This window comes from Nocardiopsis dassonvillei (assembly GCF_964273065.1).
Lineage (GTDB): Bacteria > Actinomycetota > Actinomycetes > Streptosporangiales > Streptosporangiaceae > Nocardiopsis > Nocardiopsis dassonvillei_B.
On sequence record NZ_OZ186815.1, the window covers coordinates 4,084,818 to 4,101,146 of the forward strand.

At 75.6% G+C, this 16,329-nt stretch carries 12 protein-coding genes; 3 read left to right on the forward strand and 9 right to left on the reverse strand.

The features are described from left to right. The first annotated feature begins 16 nt into the window (after window positions 1-16). Window positions 17-271 (forward strand): type II toxin-antitoxin system RelE family toxin, encoded by a 255-nt coding sequence (locus ACSUPR_RS18225; RefSeq protein ID WP_436885837.1) that lies wholly within the window; start codon window positions 17-19, stop codon window positions 269-271. Between the two features lie 87 nt (window positions 272-358). On the opposite strand, the gene ACSUPR_RS18230 is transcribed toward ACSUPR_RS18225, so the two are convergent. Genes ACSUPR_RS18230 through ACSUPR_RS18240 form a run of 3 tightly spaced genes read right to left on the reverse strand, consistent with a single transcriptional unit; the run spans window position 359 to window position 3,940 of the window. Beyond that, entirely contained in the window at window positions 359-1,270 is a 912-nt protein-coding gene (locus ACSUPR_RS18230) for a carbohydrate ABC transporter permease (RefSeq protein WP_436885839.1), read from the reverse strand. After that, window positions 1,267-2,289, reverse strand: coding sequence for an ABC transporter permease (locus ACSUPR_RS18235; RefSeq protein WP_436885841.1), 1,023 nt, complete (start codon window positions 2,287-2,289; stop codon window positions 1,267-1,269). The genes ACSUPR_RS18230 and ACSUPR_RS18235 overlap by 4 nt, the downstream gene beginning before the upstream one ends. After that, a complete protein-coding gene (locus tag ACSUPR_RS18240) occupies window positions 2,282-3,940 on the reverse strand; it encodes an extracellular solute-binding protein (protein WP_436885843.1) in 1,659 nt (552 codons plus the stop codon). Before ACSUPR_RS18240 ends, ACSUPR_RS18235 begins: the two co-directional genes overlap by 8 nt. A gap of 195 nt (window positions 3,941-4,135) precedes the next feature. On the opposite strand from ACSUPR_RS18240, the gene ACSUPR_RS18245 reads away from it, so the two are divergent. Beyond that, the gene (locus ACSUPR_RS18245; protein WP_436885845.1) at window positions 4,136-6,910 is read left to right on the forward strand and encodes a glycoside hydrolase family 3 C-terminal domain-containing protein; all 2,775 of its coding nucleotides are present in this window, start codon (window positions 4,136-4,138) and stop codon (window positions 6,908-6,910) included. 354 nt (window positions 6,911-7,264) lie between these two features. On the opposite strand, the gene ACSUPR_RS18250 is transcribed toward ACSUPR_RS18245, so the two are convergent. The 3 genes from ACSUPR_RS18250 to ACSUPR_RS18260 all read right to left on the reverse strand — a co-directional run bounded on the left by ACSUPR_RS18250 (window position 7,265) and on the right by ACSUPR_RS18260 (window position 11,487). Next, window positions 7,265-8,488 carry a vWA domain-containing protein gene (locus tag ACSUPR_RS18250; RefSeq protein WP_436885847.1) on the reverse strand — a complete coding sequence of 408 codons (1,224 nt, stop codon included), beginning with the start codon at window positions 8,486-8,488 and terminating at the stop codon, window positions 7,265-7,267. Between the two features lie 4 nt (window positions 8,489-8,492). After that, window positions 8,493-9,683 (reverse strand): AAA family ATPase, encoded by a 1,191-nt coding sequence (locus tag ACSUPR_RS18255; protein WP_436885849.1) that lies wholly within the window; start codon window positions 9,681-9,683, stop codon window positions 8,493-8,495. A 103-nt stretch (window positions 9,684-9,786) separates the two neighbouring features. After that, the gene (locus ACSUPR_RS18260) at window positions 9,787-11,487 is read right to left on the reverse strand and encodes an ankyrin repeat domain-containing protein (protein WP_436885851.1); all 1,701 of its coding nucleotides are present in this window, start codon (window positions 11,485-11,487) and stop codon (window positions 9,787-9,789) included. A 382-nt stretch (window positions 11,488-11,869) separates the two neighbouring features. Between ACSUPR_RS18260 and ACSUPR_RS18265 the strand changes: the two genes are divergently transcribed. Continuing rightward, window positions 11,870-12,073, forward strand: a complete 204-nt coding sequence (locus ACSUPR_RS18265; RefSeq protein ID WP_436885853.1) for a hypothetical protein — start codon at window positions 11,870-11,872, stop codon at window positions 12,071-12,073. Between the two features lie 70 nt (window positions 12,074-12,143). On the opposite strand, the gene ACSUPR_RS18270 is transcribed toward ACSUPR_RS18265, so the two are convergent. From ACSUPR_RS18270 to ACSUPR_RS18280, 3 genes are read right to left on the reverse strand one after another with little or no spacing between them, the layout of a single operon-like run. Continuing rightward, entirely contained in the window at window positions 12,144-13,889 is a 1,746-nt protein-coding gene (locus tag ACSUPR_RS18270; protein ID WP_436885855.1) for a hypothetical protein, read from the reverse strand. Continuing rightward, a complete protein-coding gene (locus ACSUPR_RS18275) occupies window positions 13,886-14,236 on the reverse strand; it encodes a hypothetical protein (protein WP_436885857.1) in 351 nt (116 codons plus the stop codon). The genes ACSUPR_RS18270 and ACSUPR_RS18275 overlap by 4 nt, the downstream gene beginning before the upstream one ends. Then, window positions 14,233-16,113, reverse strand: coding sequence for a hypothetical protein (locus ACSUPR_RS18280; RefSeq protein ID WP_436885859.1), 1,881 nt, complete (start codon window positions 16,111-16,113; stop codon window positions 14,233-14,235). Before ACSUPR_RS18280 ends, ACSUPR_RS18275 begins: the two co-directional genes overlap by 4 nt. Window positions 16,114-16,329: the final 216 nt, after the last annotated feature.

The following is a 16,329-nucleotide window of genomic DNA, read 5'->3' on the forward strand; positions in this document are numbered from 1 at the left end:
TGATGCACGGCGCAAGATGCGCCGCATACCCCGCAGCGAGGCGACCAGGATCCTGCGCCGGCTGTCCGAGCTCCAAGACGCCCTGGACGCCGGTGACACCAGTGCTTTCGACGTCAAGCCACTGGTCGGGCATCAGGGCCACTGGCGTCTGAGGGTCGGCGACTACCGGGCCGTCTACACACTCGACAAGGACGACGAAGGGCAACCGATCGTGTGGGTCTGGGTCGTCACCGTCGGAAACCGCCGGGACATCTACGACCAGTGGCCGTGACCCGGACCGGGCCCGGCCGACCGGTGGGGGCGGCCGGGCCCGGTCCGGGTCACGGGCCGAGGGCTCCGGCCGCCGGTTCCGGGCGCCTCAGCCCTTGACGGCGCCGATGATGACGCCCTTGGTGAAGTGCTTCTGCACCAGCGGGTAGATGACCGTCACCGGCACCAGCGCCACCACCACGATCGCCATCTGCACGGCCAGGTTGGGCGCCGAGGCGGTGCCCTGGACCGCGTCGCCGATCAGCGAGTTCGAGTTGAGCTGCTGGCCCTGCTGCACGTACTGGCGCAGGATCAGCTGGAGCGGCCACTTGGCGTTGTCGTTGAGGTACAGGATCGCGTTGAAGAAGGCGTTCCAGTAGCCCACGGCGTAGAACAGCCCCACCACCGCCGTGACCCCCTTGGACATCGGCAGCACCAGGCGGGTGAGGATCGTCCACTCCCCGGCCCCGTCGATCCGGGCGCTGTCGGCGATCTCCCCGGGCAGGTTCATGAAGAACGCCCGCATCACCACCAGGTTGAACGCGTTCACCGCCGTCGGCAGGATCAGCGACGCGTAGGAGTCGATCATCCCCAGGTCGCTGACCAGCAGGTACAGCGGGATCATCCCGGGGGCGAACAGGAACGTCAGCAGCACCGCGAACAGCAGGGGCCGGTGCAGCAGGGACCCCGGCCGGGACAGCCCGTAGGCGGCCAGGACCGTCGCGGCCAGGCTCACCAGGGTGCCCACCGCGGTCACCCCCAGGCTCACCAGCACCGCCCGGGTGACCACGCCCCCGGAGAACAGGTCCGCGTACGCCTGGAACGAGATCCCGCCGGGGACCACCACCAGCCCGCCCGCGGCGGTGACCGCGGAGGCGGGCGACAGGCTGGTGAGGACCACGACGTAGATCGGCAGCAGGATGACGACCGCCACGACCACCAGGACGGTGTTCTTGGCGGCGCGGGCCGGCAGGGACGGCCGCTCCGCCCAGACCGGGCGGCTCTCGAACAGTGTGCTCATGACCGTCGGTACACCCCGTGTTCGCCCATCATGTGGGCCAGCTTGTTGGCCGCCAGGATCAGCACGAGCCCGACGACGCCCTTGAGCAGGCCCGCCGCCGCACCGGCGCTGAAGTTCCCGGTGACCAGGGTCTGGTGGTAGACGTACGTGTCCAGGACCTCCGAGACGCCCGAACCGAAGGCGTCCCGTTGGAGGTAGAACTGCTCGAAGCCGACGTTGAGGATGTCGCCGAGCTTGAGGATCAGCAGCAGCACGATGACCGGCCGAAGCCCGGGCAGCGTGATGTGCCACATCCGCCGCCACCGGTTCGCCCCGTCCACGGCCGCAGACTCGTACAGGTTCTGGTCGATGGCGGCCAGCGCCGCCAGGAAGATGATCGTCCCCCACCCGGCGTCCTTCCAGACCATCTGGGAGGTCACGACCAGCAGGAACGCGTCGGGGTTGGTCATCATGTCCAGCGGCGCGTACCCGGCGCCCCGCAGCGCCTGCGAGATCAGCCCGGCCCCGCCCAGGATCTGCTGGAACAGCGTCACCACCAGCACCCACGAGAAGAAGTGCGGCATGTAGACGATGCTCTGGAGCACCAGCCGCACCCGGCGGGTCAGCACGCTGTCCAGCAGGATCGCCAGCGCGATCGGCACCGGGAAGAAGAACACCAGCTGGACGGAGGCGATGACCAGCGTGTTGCCCACCGCGTTCCAGAACCGGGGGTCGGTGAACAGCCGCTCGAACTGGTACAGGCCCACCCAGGGGCTTCCGATCACCCCGTCCCACGGGTTGTACTGCTGGAACGCGATGATGTTCCCGAACGTGGGGACGTAGTGGAACACCGCGAGCAGGCCGATCGCCGGCAGCGTCATCAGCAGCAGGCTGCGGTCGCGCAGCCACCGCGCCCGCAGCCCCGGCCTCCCCGCGGCCCGGGGCCCGCGGCCCCGCCCCGCCGGGCGCCCGCGCCGCGGGCGCGGCGGCGCGGGCTCCCGGTCCGGGGCGGGGGCGGGGGCCGTGGCCCGCTCAGTCACGGCCGTGCTCCTGGAGGACGCCGTGGTAGAACTCGCGCCCCTCGTCGCCGCCGTCGCGGCGCCAGTCCGCGACGGCCTGGTCCAGCGCGCCCAGGTCCTCCCGGCCGCGGATGATGTCCTCGACCTTGTCGGTGAGCGGGGTCTCGGCTCCGGCGAACCGCTCCGGCCGCTGGATGCGGATGCCCGCGAACGGGTCGTCCTCGGTGAACTGCGCCGCGTGGTTGTACCAGTCGGTCTTCCACTGCACGAAGTCCGGGTACTGGCTCTCGGTGATCGCCGGCGGGCGGCCGCTGATGAAGTAGTAGCCGTCGTTGACCTCGCCCGAGCCCAGGTCGGTGAGCTGCGGGGCGCCGTTGTCGTCGAGCTCGTGGTGGACGCCCTCGGCGCCGTACCGGTAGTCCATGTACTCCCGGGTGCCGAAGGGCGCGGCGCAGAAGTTCAGGATGCCCAGCACCTCCTCGATCCGCTCGGGCTCCATGCCCTTGCGGACGAAGACCGACTGCGCGGAGGGGTCGCTGCGGTGCATGACGGGGTCGGCCCCGCCCACGCCGAACACCGGCATCAGGTCCACGCGGAAGTCGGGGTCGTCGCCGAGCATCTGCCCGTACGACTCGTGCCAGGCGCCGATGCCGTCCTGGGTGAAGAGGATGCGGCCGGAGTTGAACAGCTCCTTGGCGTTGTCGCCCTTGGCCACGATGTCGGGGTGCACGAGCCCGGCGTCGAAGATCCGGCGCATGAACTCCACGCTCGCCCGCCACTCCTCGGTCTCGAACATGTGGATGAGCTCGCCGTTCTCGTAGCGCCACTGCTTGGGCGCCCCGAAGATCTGCCGCATGCTGAGGTTGAAGTCCCCGAACGCCCACCGGTTGTTGTCGGGGTCGTTGACCTCCTCCCCGATCGCGAACAGGTCGTCGGTGCTGGTGGGCACCTCCAGGCCGTACTCCTCCAGCAGGTCGCGCCGGTACAGCACCCAGTTGCCGAACGGCTCCGACGGCCAGGGCACGCCCTGGAGCCGCTCGTTGAAGACGTTCCAGCGCCAGGCGTCGCTGTCGAGGTTGGCGAGCAGCGGGTACGCGGCCGCCGCGTCCCCGGCCAGGTACGGGGTCAGGTCCTCGAACAGCTCGCCGACGGCGCGGTTGAACTGGGCGAGGAGGTTGATGACCCAGTCGGGGAACATCGTGATGTCGGCGACGTCGCGCCCGGCGACGAGCGCGTTCATCTTGTCGATGACGGTGTTGCCGTCCAGGAAGTTGAACTCGACGGTGGCGCCCAGGCGCTCGTTGACGTGGTCGAAGAACGAGTTGTTCCCCAGGCCGGGCGGGAGCGGGCCCCACAGCGGGGTCATCGCCGTGTAGCTCCCGCCCCGGCCCGGGGGCTCGGGGACGGCCTGGATGAAGTCGGCGGGGTAGGAGGTGAACCCGTCGGGGGCGCCGTGCTGCCCCGGGATGTCGGGGACGACCCCCTCGAAGGGGATGTGGGTGGGGATCAGCGAGTCGAGGGATCCGGCCTCGGCCGCGGATCCGCCGCCGGTCCCGCCGCCGCCTCCGGAGGAGCAGGAGGTCAGGACGGCGGGGGAGAGGGCGGCGAGGGCGCCGGCGCCGGCGAGCCCGAGGAAGCGGCGCCGACTGGTGAACGGGGGGTGGAGGGGCATAGCGTCGTTCCTTCGTGCGGTGGCCCCTCAGGGCCCGGGGGGTAGGAAACGAGCGGCCATTTTGCTATGAATTGTTCGGCCGTTGGAAAAAGCAAGTTAGTCCACCGTGATCTGCCGCACAAGGGTTCGGCGCGGAACGAAGTCGAAGCGTTTCGATTTCGGTGGGCATTGGCACCCAGGAGAGACGGACGCCCCATGAGCAACCCGGTCACCGACCCCGCCGCCACCGACCCGTCCCGGCCGGACGGGGAGCGCCTGGCGGCCCTGGTCGCCGCGCTCACCACCGAGGAGCGGCTCGGGCTGCTGCACCAGTACCAGGCGGCCGTCCCCCGGCTGGGCCTGGCCGGGTTCCGCACCGGGACCGAGGCCCTGCACGGCCTCGCCTGGCTGGGCACCGCCACCGTCTTCCCACAGGCCCTGGGCCTGGCCGCGACCTGGGACCCGGAGCTGGTGCGCCGGGTCGGGGAGGCCGTCGCCGACGAGGTCCTGGCCGCCCGCGACCGCGGCGCCGGGCGCAACGTGTGGGCGCCGGTCGTCAACCCGCTGCGCGACCCCCGCTGGGGCCGCAACGAGGAGGGCTGGTCGGAGGACCCCTGGCTCACCGGGCTGCTGTCCACCGCCTACGCCCGCGGACTGGCCGGGGACGGGCCGCGGCTGCGCACCGCGCCCACCGTCAAGCACTTCCTCGGCTACAACAACGAGACCGACCGGTGCACCACCTCCAGCGACCTGCCGCCCCGGGTCCTGCACGAGTACGAGCTGCCCGCCCACCTGCCCGCCCTGCGCTCGGGCGCGGCCGTCGCGGTGATGCCCTCCTACAACCTGGTCAACGGCAGGCCCGCCCACCTGAGCCCGCTCATCGGGGAGGCGCTGCGCGCGGCCGCCCCCGACGACCTGCTCGTGGTCAGCGACGCGATGGCGCCCGGCAACCTCTTCGGACTCCAGGGCTTCCACCCCGACGGCCCCACCGCCTACGCCCACGCGGTGCGGGCCGGGCTGGACTCCTTCACCCAGGACGACGACCGGCCCGAGGCCACCCTGGACCACCTCCGGGAGGCGCTGCGGCGCGGGCTGCTCACCGACGAGGACGTGGAGCGGGCGGTCCGCCACGTGCTCTCGGTGCGGCTGCGCCTGGGCGAGTTCGACCCCGGTCCCGCCCCCGGGGGCTCCCTGGACACCCCCGCCCACCGGGCCCTGGCCCGGGAGGCGGCGACCCGCTCCCTGGTCCTGCTCCGCAACGAGGACGGCGTGCTGCCGCTGCGCGGCGTGCGCCGCGTCGCGGTCGTCGGCCCGCTCGCCGACACCGTCCTGACGGACTGGTACAGCGGGACCCCGCCCTACACCGTCACCGCGCGGGAGGGCATCGCCGAGCGCGTCGAGGTCGTCCACCACGACGGCGCCGACCGCGTCCGGCTGTCCTCCCTGGTGACGGCGGTCGTCGAACCGGAGGCCGGGGAGCCGCTGCGACTGGGCAAGGGCGACGGCGACGCCTTCGCCCTGCTGGACTGGGGCGGCGGCGCGTTCACCCTGCGCTCGGAGCGCACCGGGCTGCACCTGGACGAGGCCCCCGACGGCTCCCTGGCCTGCACCGCCCCCGGGCCGGGCGGCTGGGAGGTCCGCCAGACCCTGCGGCTGGAGGAGGCCACCGGGGCGGACGGCCCCGAGGGCCCCTACCACCTGGTCCAGGTCCACACCGGGAGGCGGGTCGGCGTGCGCGCGGACGGAGTCCTGGCCCTGGTGGAGGAGCCCGGCGGCGCCTGCCCGTTCTGGCTCGACCGGGTGTCCTCCGGCGCCCTGGAGGCCGCCCGGGCCGCGGCCACCGCCGACGTCGCCGTGGTGGTCGTCGGCGACCACCCCATGGTCAACGGGCGGGAGACCGAGGACCGGGCCGACCTGGAGCTGCCCGCCGCCCAGCGGCACCTGGTCCGCATGGTGCGCTCGGCCAACCCGGCCTCGGTGCTGGTGGTGAGCAGCGGCTGCCCCTTCGCGGTGACCTGGGCCGCCGAGAACGTGCCCGCGGTGCTGTGGTCGGCGCACGGCGGGCAGGAGTACGGACACGCCCTGGCCGACGTCCTGTTCGGCGACGCCGAGCCCGCCGGGCGGCTCACCCAGACCTGGTACCGGTCCGGCGACGACCTGCCCGGCCTCCTGGACTACGACGTCATCGGCTCCGGGGCCACCTACCTGTACTTCGAGGGGGACCCCCTGTTCCCGTTCGGCCACGGGCTGGGCTACGCCGAGCCCGTCTACGGGGAGCCGGAGGCGGTGGTCGGCGACGGCCGGGTGACCGTGCGGGTGCCGGTGGCCAACCCCGGCGACCGGCCGCTGGAGGAGGTCGTGCAGGTGTACACCCGCCAGCTCTCCTCCCGGGTGCGGGTCCCGGTGCGGGCGCTGCGCGGCTTCGCCCGGCTGCGGCTGGAACCCGGGGAGGAGGCCGTCGCCGAGGTCGCGTTCGACGTGGCCGACCTGGCCCGCTGGGACACCGTCCGCGAACGCTTCACCGTGGAGGAGGCGCCCCGCGAGGTCCTGGTGGGGCGCTCGGCCGCCGACATCCGGGGGACCGTCCCGCTGGTCGTGCCCGGTGAGCCGCCCGCGGTCCGCCGCGGCACCTGGTCGGCCGCCGGGTACGAGGAGGCGCACGGCACCGCGCTGTGCCCGCTCACGCCCGAGCGCGGGGACGCGGTGCGGTTCACGGAGCCGGGCGCCCGGCTGCTGTTCCGCGACACGGACCTCACCGGGGTGACCGGCATCCGGGTGCTGGCCAACGCCGGGCGCGCGGCGGAGCTGCGGGCGGTGCTCGAAGACCCCGCCGCGGGCCCGACCCTGGCGCTGCTGCGCGTCCCGGCGGGGGAGGGGCCCTACGACTTCACGGTCGTGGGGTCGGACACCTCCGCCGCCACCGGGGTGCGCGACCTGTACCTGGTCTGCGACGAACCCGGCACCGCCGTCGCCACCGTCACCCTGGAGTGACGCGGCCGGGGCCGGGGACCCCGGCCCCGGCCCGCCGGGCCCCACCGGGGAAAGGACTCCGGCGGCGGGCCCGCCGCCGGGCGGGCCGGGGAGGACGGGGGACGGGAGGCGCCCCGCGCCGGGGCCCGGTGCGGGTCCCGGCGCGGGTCCCGGCGCGGGGCGGAGAACGCGGTGCCCTGCCCGGGACGACCGGGCGGCGGTGTGCCGGGCGGTACGGCGGCCTCCCGCCCCGGAGCGCGGTCCCGGCTCCGGGGCGGCCGGGGGCGTCCGCGACCCGCGAAGACGCGGGGCGCGGCCCGGCCGGGGCCGACGCCGGAGCGCCGGAGCGCGGGAGCGCGGGTGCCCGGAAGGCGCTCAGCGGGTGACGCGCACCGTCTCGATCCACGGGGGAGGCTCCGGCGGGGCCTCCCCGATCAGCGCCGCCACCACCCGGGCGGACGCGGGCTCGGACGGCCAAGGCGTGTACCCGTCGGTGAGCACGACCACCACCTGCGGGCGCTGCGGGGCGCGCAGCGCCGCCTCGATGCCCACCCGCATGTCCGTCCCCCCGCCGCCCAGCAGCTCCACCTGCTCGGCGGAGGTCACCCGGCGGGCAGCCTGCACGTCGGCGTCGCAGGCCAGCACCGCCACCCGCTCCCTGCCCACGCCCACCTCCTTGAGCACGCCGGAGATCTCGGCCAGCGCCGCCGCCAGGTCGTCCTCTCCCATGGAACCGGAGGTGTCCACCACCACCGCCACCCGGGGCATCGGGCGGCGCAGGCTCGGCAGGACCACCCCGCGCAGCGCCCCGCTGCGCCGGGAGGGCCGGGAGTAGGTGTAGTCCACCGCGCCCCCGGCCCAGGCCAGCGCCTCGCGCACCGCCCCCGCCAGCACCCGGCGCCAGTCCACGGTGGGCTGGAGGATCTCCTCCGCCCACCGCCTCCAGCCCCCCGGCAGGCTGCCCCGGCTGCGCTGGTGGGAGCGCATCGCCTCGGCGGTGGCCCGGCGCAGTGCGTCGGCCTCCACGTCGCCGACCCCGCCGACGCCCTGTCCGGCCTCCTCCCAGGGGCGGCCCGCACCGTGCGCCCCCGACCCGCAGTCGGGCGTCCTGACCTCCTCGGGCAGCAGCCGCAGGTAGGCCTCGAACAGCAGCCCGTCGGGCATCCCGAACCTCTTGGGGCTCATCGTCCCCTCGGGCAGCTCCAGTCCGTCGGCGAGGATGTCGTCGTTGATCTCGCAGTCCTGGGCGACGTTGACCCGCAGGTGGTCGCGCTGATCGGCGGCGGGCAGCCGGTCGCTGCGCCCGTGGTGGTCGCGCAGCAGGTGGGACACCTCGTGGATCCACACGCCCGCCAGCTCCGGGACGGGCGTACGGGCCACGAAGTCCGGCGACACGTAGCACCGCCACCGGCGGTCCACCCCCATCGTGGGCACCAGGCGGCTCTCCACGATGGTCAGCGAGTACAGGGCGGACGCCAGGTAGGGGCGCTCCTGGGCGGCCCGGTAGCGGGCCGCCAGCAGTCTGGTCCGGTCCAGCCGGACGACGGTCTCCTCCGCGGTCCCCCCGGTCTTCTCCCCGGTCCCTTCCCCGGTGGCCATCGCGTCAGTTCCCCGGGAGCGCGCCGGACAGCCGCAGCAGGTCCACGAACGCGTCGATGTCCTCGGGCACCGGCCAGCCCGGGTCGCGCATCATCGCCAGGTCGGTGGCGGCCCGCGCGGCCACGTCGGGGACCCCCGCCTCCACGGCCTTGGCCAGCACCTGCCAGCCCGCCTCCCAGCGGCGCCGGGTCGGCTCGCTGCGCACCGCCGACACCACCGCCGTCAGGAACGCCAGCTGGCGGTCGCCCCGCTCGGGGAGCGCGAACGCCCCGGGGTCGGCGAGCACCCGGTTCGGGTCCGGCAGGTCGAGCTGCTCCATGTAGGTGAGCAGCTCCAGCCCGGCCCCGTCGCCGATGGCGCCGACCACCGCCGCCGAGGTCGCCTCCGGGGAGGCGCCGGCGGCGTTGCCGGTGGCCAGCAGCCGCAGCACCATCTCCCAGGTCCGCGGCGAGGGCCAGGGGCCGCCCCGCCCCTCCGCGTCCTCGGGGAGGCTGTGCGCCAGGCCGGGGCGGGCGGTGAGGAAGCCGGACACCACACCGCGCGCCTGCGCGATCGCCGTGGCCACCCGGTCGGGGGCGACCAGCGGCATCGACGCCGCGGGCCACACCCCCGTCATGCCGCGGGCGACGGTGCGCGGGTCGTGGGTCCAGCGCAGGTGCACGAACCGGTTGGCCAGCGGCGGGGCCAGGTGCCAGCCGTCGGCGGCGCTGGAGGGAGGGTTGGCGGCGGCCACGATCCGCACCGCCGGAGGCAGCTCCAGGCTGCCGACCCGGCGTTCCAGGACCACCCGCAGCAGCGCGGCCTGGACGGCGGGCGGGGCGGAGGACAGCTCGTCGAAGAACAGCAGTCCGGTGCCCTGCGCGGCCAGCCGCACCGCCCACGCCGGGGGCGCCATGGGCACCCCGTCGCGGGCCGGGTCGTCGCCGACCACGGGCAGGCCGGAGAAGTCGGAGGGCTCGTGGACGCTGGCGATCACGGTCTCCAGCGGCAGCCCCAGCTCCAGGGCGAGGCGCTCCAGCCCGGCGGACTTGCCGATGCCGGGCTCGCCCCACAGCAGGACGGGCAGGTTGGCGGTGACCGCCAGGGCCAGCGCCTCCAGCTGGGGGTTCTCGGCGGGCTCGGTCCGCCGGTCGAGGAGCTGCCGGGTGAGGTCGTCGGCGGCCGAGAGCGGTGCCGGGGTGTCGGTGATGGTCACGTCTTCTTCCGATGGTCGTCGGGGGCTCGGAGTTCGCGCCGCGGTTCCTTCCGCGCTCGTGACCGAATCCTCCCAAAAGCCGGTGACGGAACGGGCTCCGCGGTCACAGCTCCCGCAGCAGTTCCTCCCACCCGGCCGGGTCGGCGAGCTTGCCCTGGCGGAGCAGCCCCTCCAGAGCCGGTGCGAGGTCGACACTCCTGAAGTCGGAGGTACCGGTCCGGTGCACGCGGGCCCCGGCGGCGACCAGCGCCCGGGCCAGGGCCGGGCTCCCGCCGAAGCGGAGCGCCCGGTGGACGGGGGTCCAGCCCGCCTCGTTCTCGGCGTCCACGTCGAGCCCGGCCGCGAGCAGGCGCGGCAGCAGCACCGTGTGGTCGAGGTGGTGCAGCTCGTGGAGCAGGGTGTTGCGCTCGCCGTCGCGGACGTGCGGATCCCCGCCCCCGTCCAGGTACGCCAGGACGGTGCCGGTGTCGCCGTGGCGGATCCGCTCGAAGAGCTCGCTGCGCCGAGCCTTCAGCCCCTTGGGCAGCCACCCCCGGCCGGACCGCCAGGTCTCGGTGGCGCGGAAGCAGGGGGAACTGGAACCGCCCAGGGCGCGTATCGCCCGCTCCCGGGCGCGCTCCTCCTCCGTGTGCGGGCCGACCAGCCGCCCGTCCCGCAGAACGAGGGTGTGCCACTCCCCGCCGCAGCGGACGCGGACCGGTTCCAGGGGTTCCCAAGGGGGCGGTCCGACGGGCCCGCCGGCGGGCGGCCGGGCGGGGGCCAGGGCGTCGCGGACGACCGGGTGCAGGTGGTCGGGGGACATCCCCGCCAGCACCATGCCGATGTCCACCGGCCGGGCCCAGCAGACCTCGGGCAGGGGCACGGTCGGGCCCGGGGGCGTGGTGTAGTGGTTCTCCAGGCCCACCCGGATCCGGTGTCCGCCGTACTCGACGGCGAACGTGCGCGAGAACTCCGCGGTGAACCAGGTGAGGCCTCCGTGCCCGAGGGCCGCCAGGCCGTCGAGCTCCGTACGCCACCGTCCCGCGGACAGGGGGAACCGGGCCAGGGCGTGGACGGTTCCCGCGTCGGCCGCCTCGATCCCGGCGGCGGCGAGGGCCTGGGAGGTCCCTTCGGCCCCGTGGAGCCGGTCGAGCCATTCGGTGCGTGCGGCCGGGTCGGCGTGGCCGGGATCGGCGGTGGGGAGTGCGGCGCTGGTGCGCGGGGTGCCGTCGGGGTTCAGGAAGGGGGCGCGGTCGGGGCCGCCGCCCCAGCGTTCCCGGGTCTCGTGGACGTGCCGGGAGTCCCACAGGTACCGGGACGAGGTCCAGAGCTGCGGCTCGTACACCCTGTCGCGGAAGGGGGCGTCGAGGCCCAGTTCCTCGTGCGGTGTCAGCTCCAGCACCAGGCGCTGCGACCAGCCGCTCCCGTCGTACCGGTTCGTGCGCGGGTGCGGGGAGCGCACCGTCAGCCACGGGCCCCGGTCGCCGCCGGGCCGGGACAGGACGGGGAACCGGGGTGCGTCGATCCAGGTCTGGTCGGCGGCCTGCCGGGGATGGTGCCAGCGGACCAGGTCGGGGACCAGGTGGCGGAGGTCGTCCAGGAGCGCGTCGGCGAACTCCGTGCCGTGCTCGCGGCGGGCCGCGTCGGGGTCGAGGCGGACGTCGACGTTCGCGGCGGCGCAGGCGCCGCGCCAGTCCCCGGCCAGGCGGCGCTCGGTGGCGCGCTCGATCATCGCCCGCGGCACCGCGTAGCGGCGGATCCGCCGGAGCGCACTCCGGCGGGCGGGGGTGTCCGAAGGCGGGTATGCGGTGTACGGGGTGTTCATGGGTCCTTTCGGGATCCGGGGGCGGGTCGATCCACGACCGGTCTGCACCACCGGCCGGGCCCCGGTCCGGCCACAGCCGATTCTTCCAGCCGGGGCCGAACAGGTCCGTGCCGAGTGCCTCCCACGCGGCGCCGCCGCGGGATCCGGCCCTGCTCAGGGCGGGGGCGTGCAGGGACTCCGGGGGCGGCGGGGCATGCACGGGCCCGCCGGTGCTCCGCCACCCGGACCCGCCGATGTCCTCCCGCCCGGCCCCGGCGGCGCACAGCGTCCTCAAGCGGATTCCGCCGCCCCGGTGGGCGGCCGGGAACAGCGCGGTGCGCCCCTGCGCGTCGCGCGCGTTGACGTCGAGCCCGCCCGCCGGCGGGCGGAAGAGCAGCACCCCGTGGTCGATGCGGGGGAGGTGGTGCAGCAGGGTCGCGCCGGTGCGGGCGCGCACCCGCGGGTCACCGCCGCGGCCGAGGCGGTGCAGGACGCCGTCGGTGCCCCCGTACCGGGCCCGCTCGAACAGGTCCTCCCGGATCCGCGCCGGTCCCCGGCCAGGCGGCGCTCGGTGGCGCGCTCGATCATCGCCCGCGGCACCGCGTAGCGGCGGATCCGCCGGATGCGGGCGGCCCGTTCCGGCGGGTGCGACTCCGACCCCGCGCGGTACGGGGCGGTCACGGCGCTTCCTCCCGCAGCCTCTTCAGCGTCGGCTCCCCGACGAGGTCGGCCAGGTCCCGCCGCCCGGACCCGTCCCGCCCCGGGGCGATGCCCTCGGTGCGGGCACCTGCGTCCAGCAGCGCCCGCAGCAGCGGGACCCCTCCCCTGGAGTGCGCGGCCAGGCCCAGCGGGGTGAACCCGTTGCGGTTGACGGCGTCGAGGTCGAGCCCGGCGTCCAGCAGCGCCCGCAGCAGCGGGACCCCGCCTTCGGGGCGCGGGGCCGGGGCCGGGGCCGGGGCCGGTGGGGCGGAGCCGTCGCGGTCACCCGCGTCGCGCGGCCGGGACACCAGGGCCTCGTGGTCCAGCAGGTGCAGGCGGTGCAGCAGGGTGTTCCCCTCGCCGCTGCGGATCCCGGGGTCCCCGCCCGCGTCGAGGTAGGCCAGGACGGCGTCGGTGTCCCCGTTGCGGATCCGCTCGAACAGGTCGGCGCGCAGCAGGCGCAGGGCCTTGGGCAGCCGCCCGCGCCCCGTCGTCCACGCGCGGACGACCGGGAAGCATCCGGCCACCGATCCGCCCAGGGCGTGCATCGCGGCCTCCCGGGCCACCTCCGCGTCCTCGTGCGGGACGACGAAGCGGCCGCCGGTCGGCACCACGGTGTGCCACTCGCCGCGGCAGCGCACCCGCACGGGGGCGGGCGGCGGGCCCGGAGGCGGTCCGACGGGTCCGTCGGCGGGCGGCCGGGCGGGTGCGAGGGCCTCCCGGACCAAGGGGTGCAGGTGGTCGGGGGACATCCCCGCCAGCACCAGGTCGATGTCCGGGGGCCTCTCCCACAGCGCCTCGGGCAGCGGCAGTGGTGCGGCCGTCCGCTCCAGGTGCCCGAGCCGGGTGCGGCCCGCGTCCCCGCGCACCTCCAGCCAGGGCGCGCTCCACTCCTCGCCCAGGCGGATGCCGGTCCGCCTCGGGCCGCCCGCCGCGGTCAGCCGGGGGAACTCGGCGGCCAGGCGCACCGGTGACAGGAAGGGGTGGGCGGGCACGGACCCCTCGGGGAAGTCACCGGGATCGGACACGATCCCCGCGGCGGCCAGGGCCTGCGCCACCCTCCCGGACCGGTACAGGCCGTCGATCCATTCGGTGCGGGCGGCGGGGTCGGTGTGTCCGGGGTCCTCGGTGGGGAGGAGGTCCGGGGAGCGCGGGGTGCCGTCCGGGTCCAGGAAGGGCACGCGGTCGGCGCTCCCGCCCCAGCGTTCCCGGGTCTCGTGGACGTGCCGGGCGTCCCACAGGTACCGCGACGCCGACCACATGGAGTCCGCGTGGTCCCTGCGGCCCGGCCTGAAGACGAAGCGCAGGTCCAGGACGATGCGCTGCGGCGAGTCGGCCCGGCCCCGTAGGGTCCGGGCCGTGAGCCAGGGGCCCCGGTCGCCGCCGGGCCGGGAGAGCTCGAAGGTCGTCTCCGGGGCCGGCACGGAGGGCGTCTGCGGGCTCCGCGGGAAGTGCCAGCGCAGCAGGTCGGGAACGAGGTGGAGCAGGTCCTCCCGGACCGCGTCCGCCGTTTCCGCGCCGTGGCGGCGGCGGAGCTCGGACAGGTCGATCGCCACGTCGACCCCGGCGGCGGCGCAGGCTCCGTGCCAGTCCCCGGCCAGGCGGCGCTCGGTGGCGCGCTCGATCATCGCCCGGGGCACGGCGTAGCGGCGGACGCGCCGCAGCCGTTCGGTCCGCCTCCGGATCCGCGCCCTCCACACGATGTCCCCCGGTGCGGCGCTCAATCCTCCTCCGGTTCTTCCAGCTCCTCCAGCAGGCCGTCCCACCCGCCGCCGGAGCCGGAGGCCGCGTGCACCGCCTCCTCGAAGTGCTCCTTCTCCGACAGGTCGTAGCCCTGGGTGACGCCCTCCGGGGCGGTGCCGACGGCGATCAGGCCGCGGCCCCCTTCGGGATCCGGCCGGACGCCGGCGTTCGCGGACGCGCGGGCGCCGCGCCGCTCCCCGGCGAGGCGGCGCTCGGTGGCGCGCTCGATCATCGCCCGGGGCACGGCGTAGCGGTACGCCCCGCGCAGCGCCGCGGCCCGTTCCGGGGGGTGGGACGCCGGGGGCGGGCGGTGGGGGGACTCCTTCACGACTCCTCTTCCTCTCCTTCTTCTCCGCCGCAGAACTCCTCGACCAGGGCGGACCACTCCTCGTGCGGGCCGCCGCGGTACTCGAGCCCCTCGACCGCTTCCGCCAGGTCGTTCCCGTGCCTGCCGTCGCCGCCGATGTCCGCCGTCCGCGCGCCCGCCTCCAGCAGCGCCCGGCCCAGCTCCGGCGGCCCCTCCAACCGGGCGATCCGGAACAGGGCGGTCTGGTCCTCGCCGTCGCGGGCCTCCAGGTCCGCCCCGCCCGCCAGCAGGCGCGGCAGCACGGCCCCGTGGTCCAGCAGGTGCAGGTGGTGGAGCAGGGTACGGCCGCCCCGGTCCCGGACGCGGGGGTCGCCGCCCGCGTCCAGGTAGGCGGCCAGGGCGTCGGTGTCGCCGTGCCTCACACGCTGGAACAGGTCGTCGCGCGACCGGGCCAGCGCCCGGGGCAGGCGGCCCGGGCCTGTCGTCCAGGCCTCGAGGACGGCGTGGCAGCCGGCCGGTGTTCCGCCCAGGGCGCGCAGCGCGGCCTCGCGGCCCCGCTCCTCGGCGGTGTGCGGGATGGTGAGCCGGCCGTCGGCGTGGGAGAGGGTGTGCCACTCGCCGTTGCAGCGCACCCGCACCGGGTCGGCGGGCGGGGTCCACGGGGGCGGTCCGACGGGTCCGTCGGCGGGCGGCCGGGCCGGGGCCAGCGCCTCGCGGACCAGCGGGTGGAGCTCGTCGGGGGACAGCCCGTCGCGGACCACGTCCACGTCGATCGCGGGGATGCGGCACACCTCCGGGAGGACCGGCAGGCCGCCCTCCTTCTCCCAGGACGTCCACGCCTCCAGGCGGAACGACAGGGAGCCGTCGGGGGCGCGCTCGACCGCGAAGCGGCCGTCCGCGTCGTAGGGGAACCAGTACACGTCCCCGTGCCCGGCCGCCGACAGCCGCGCCACCTCGTCGGACAGCCGCGCCACCGACAGGGGCGTGTAGGAGAGCGCCTCGACCGGGTCGACGGGGGCGCCCCACTCCCGCTCCACGGGAGCCGTGTCCAGCGCGATCCCGGCGGCGGCGAAGGCCTCGGCCACCCGTCCGGCGCGGTGCAGGCCGTCGATCCGCTCGGTGCGGGTGGCCGGATCGGGGCCGGGGGCGGGGACGGTGTGTCCGGAGCCGGGGGTGGTGTGTCCAGGGGCGGGGGCGCTGGAGCCGGGGTCGGCGGCGGGGAGGAGGTCGGAGCCCGGGCCGGGGGTGAGAGTGGGACCGGGGTCGGCGGTGGGGAGCCCGGCGGTGGTGCGCGGGGTGCCGTCCGGGTTCAGGAAGGGGGCGCGGTCGGCGCTCCCGCCCCACCGTTCGCGGGCCTCATGGACGCGGCGGGCGTCCCACAGGTAGCGGGAGGTCTCCCATATGTGCGGGACGTTCTCCCAGTGGTTCACCCGCATGGCCGACTCGCAGCGCTCCAGCAGCAGGCCCTCCCAGGAGTGCTCCACCACAGACAGGACCAGGCGGCGGTGGCCGTGGATGAGCCGGTCCGCCTGGCGGGCCGCCAGCCAGGGGCCCTCCGCCCCGCCGGGGCGGGACAGCAGCAGCCGCTGACCGGGCAGCAGGCGGCCGTCACCGTGCCAGAGCCGGGGGAAGTGCCAGCGCACCAGGTCGGGAACCAGGTTCTGGAGGTCGTCGAGCAGCCGGCCGGTGAACTCCGCGCCGTGCGCGCGCCGCAGCGCCCGCAGGTCCAGGTCGACCGCCACGTCCGCGGCAGCGCAGGCGCCCAGCCAGTCGCCCACGGCCCGCCGCGCGGCGGCGCGCTCGATCATGGCGCGGGGAACGCCGTAGCGGCGCCCCATGCGCAGACCCGCGGCGCGCATCGGGCGGTGCGCCTTGGAGGGGTGCCCTGCGGCTTTCATGCGGTGGCCTCCTTCATGCCGGTCGGGCCTTTCGGGTCTTTCAAGCCTTTTCGGCACAGCCTTCCAGAACCCGCCGACGCGCCGCGCACCGGATACCGGCGGAGGGGCGGGGACGGAGGGGCGGGGCGGTCCCGCTCCGGGATCGATCCCGCAGAATCCCGGACCCCGCAGCGTCCGCCCCGGTACGCTCGCCGGGACGGCGGCACCGAGACGGGA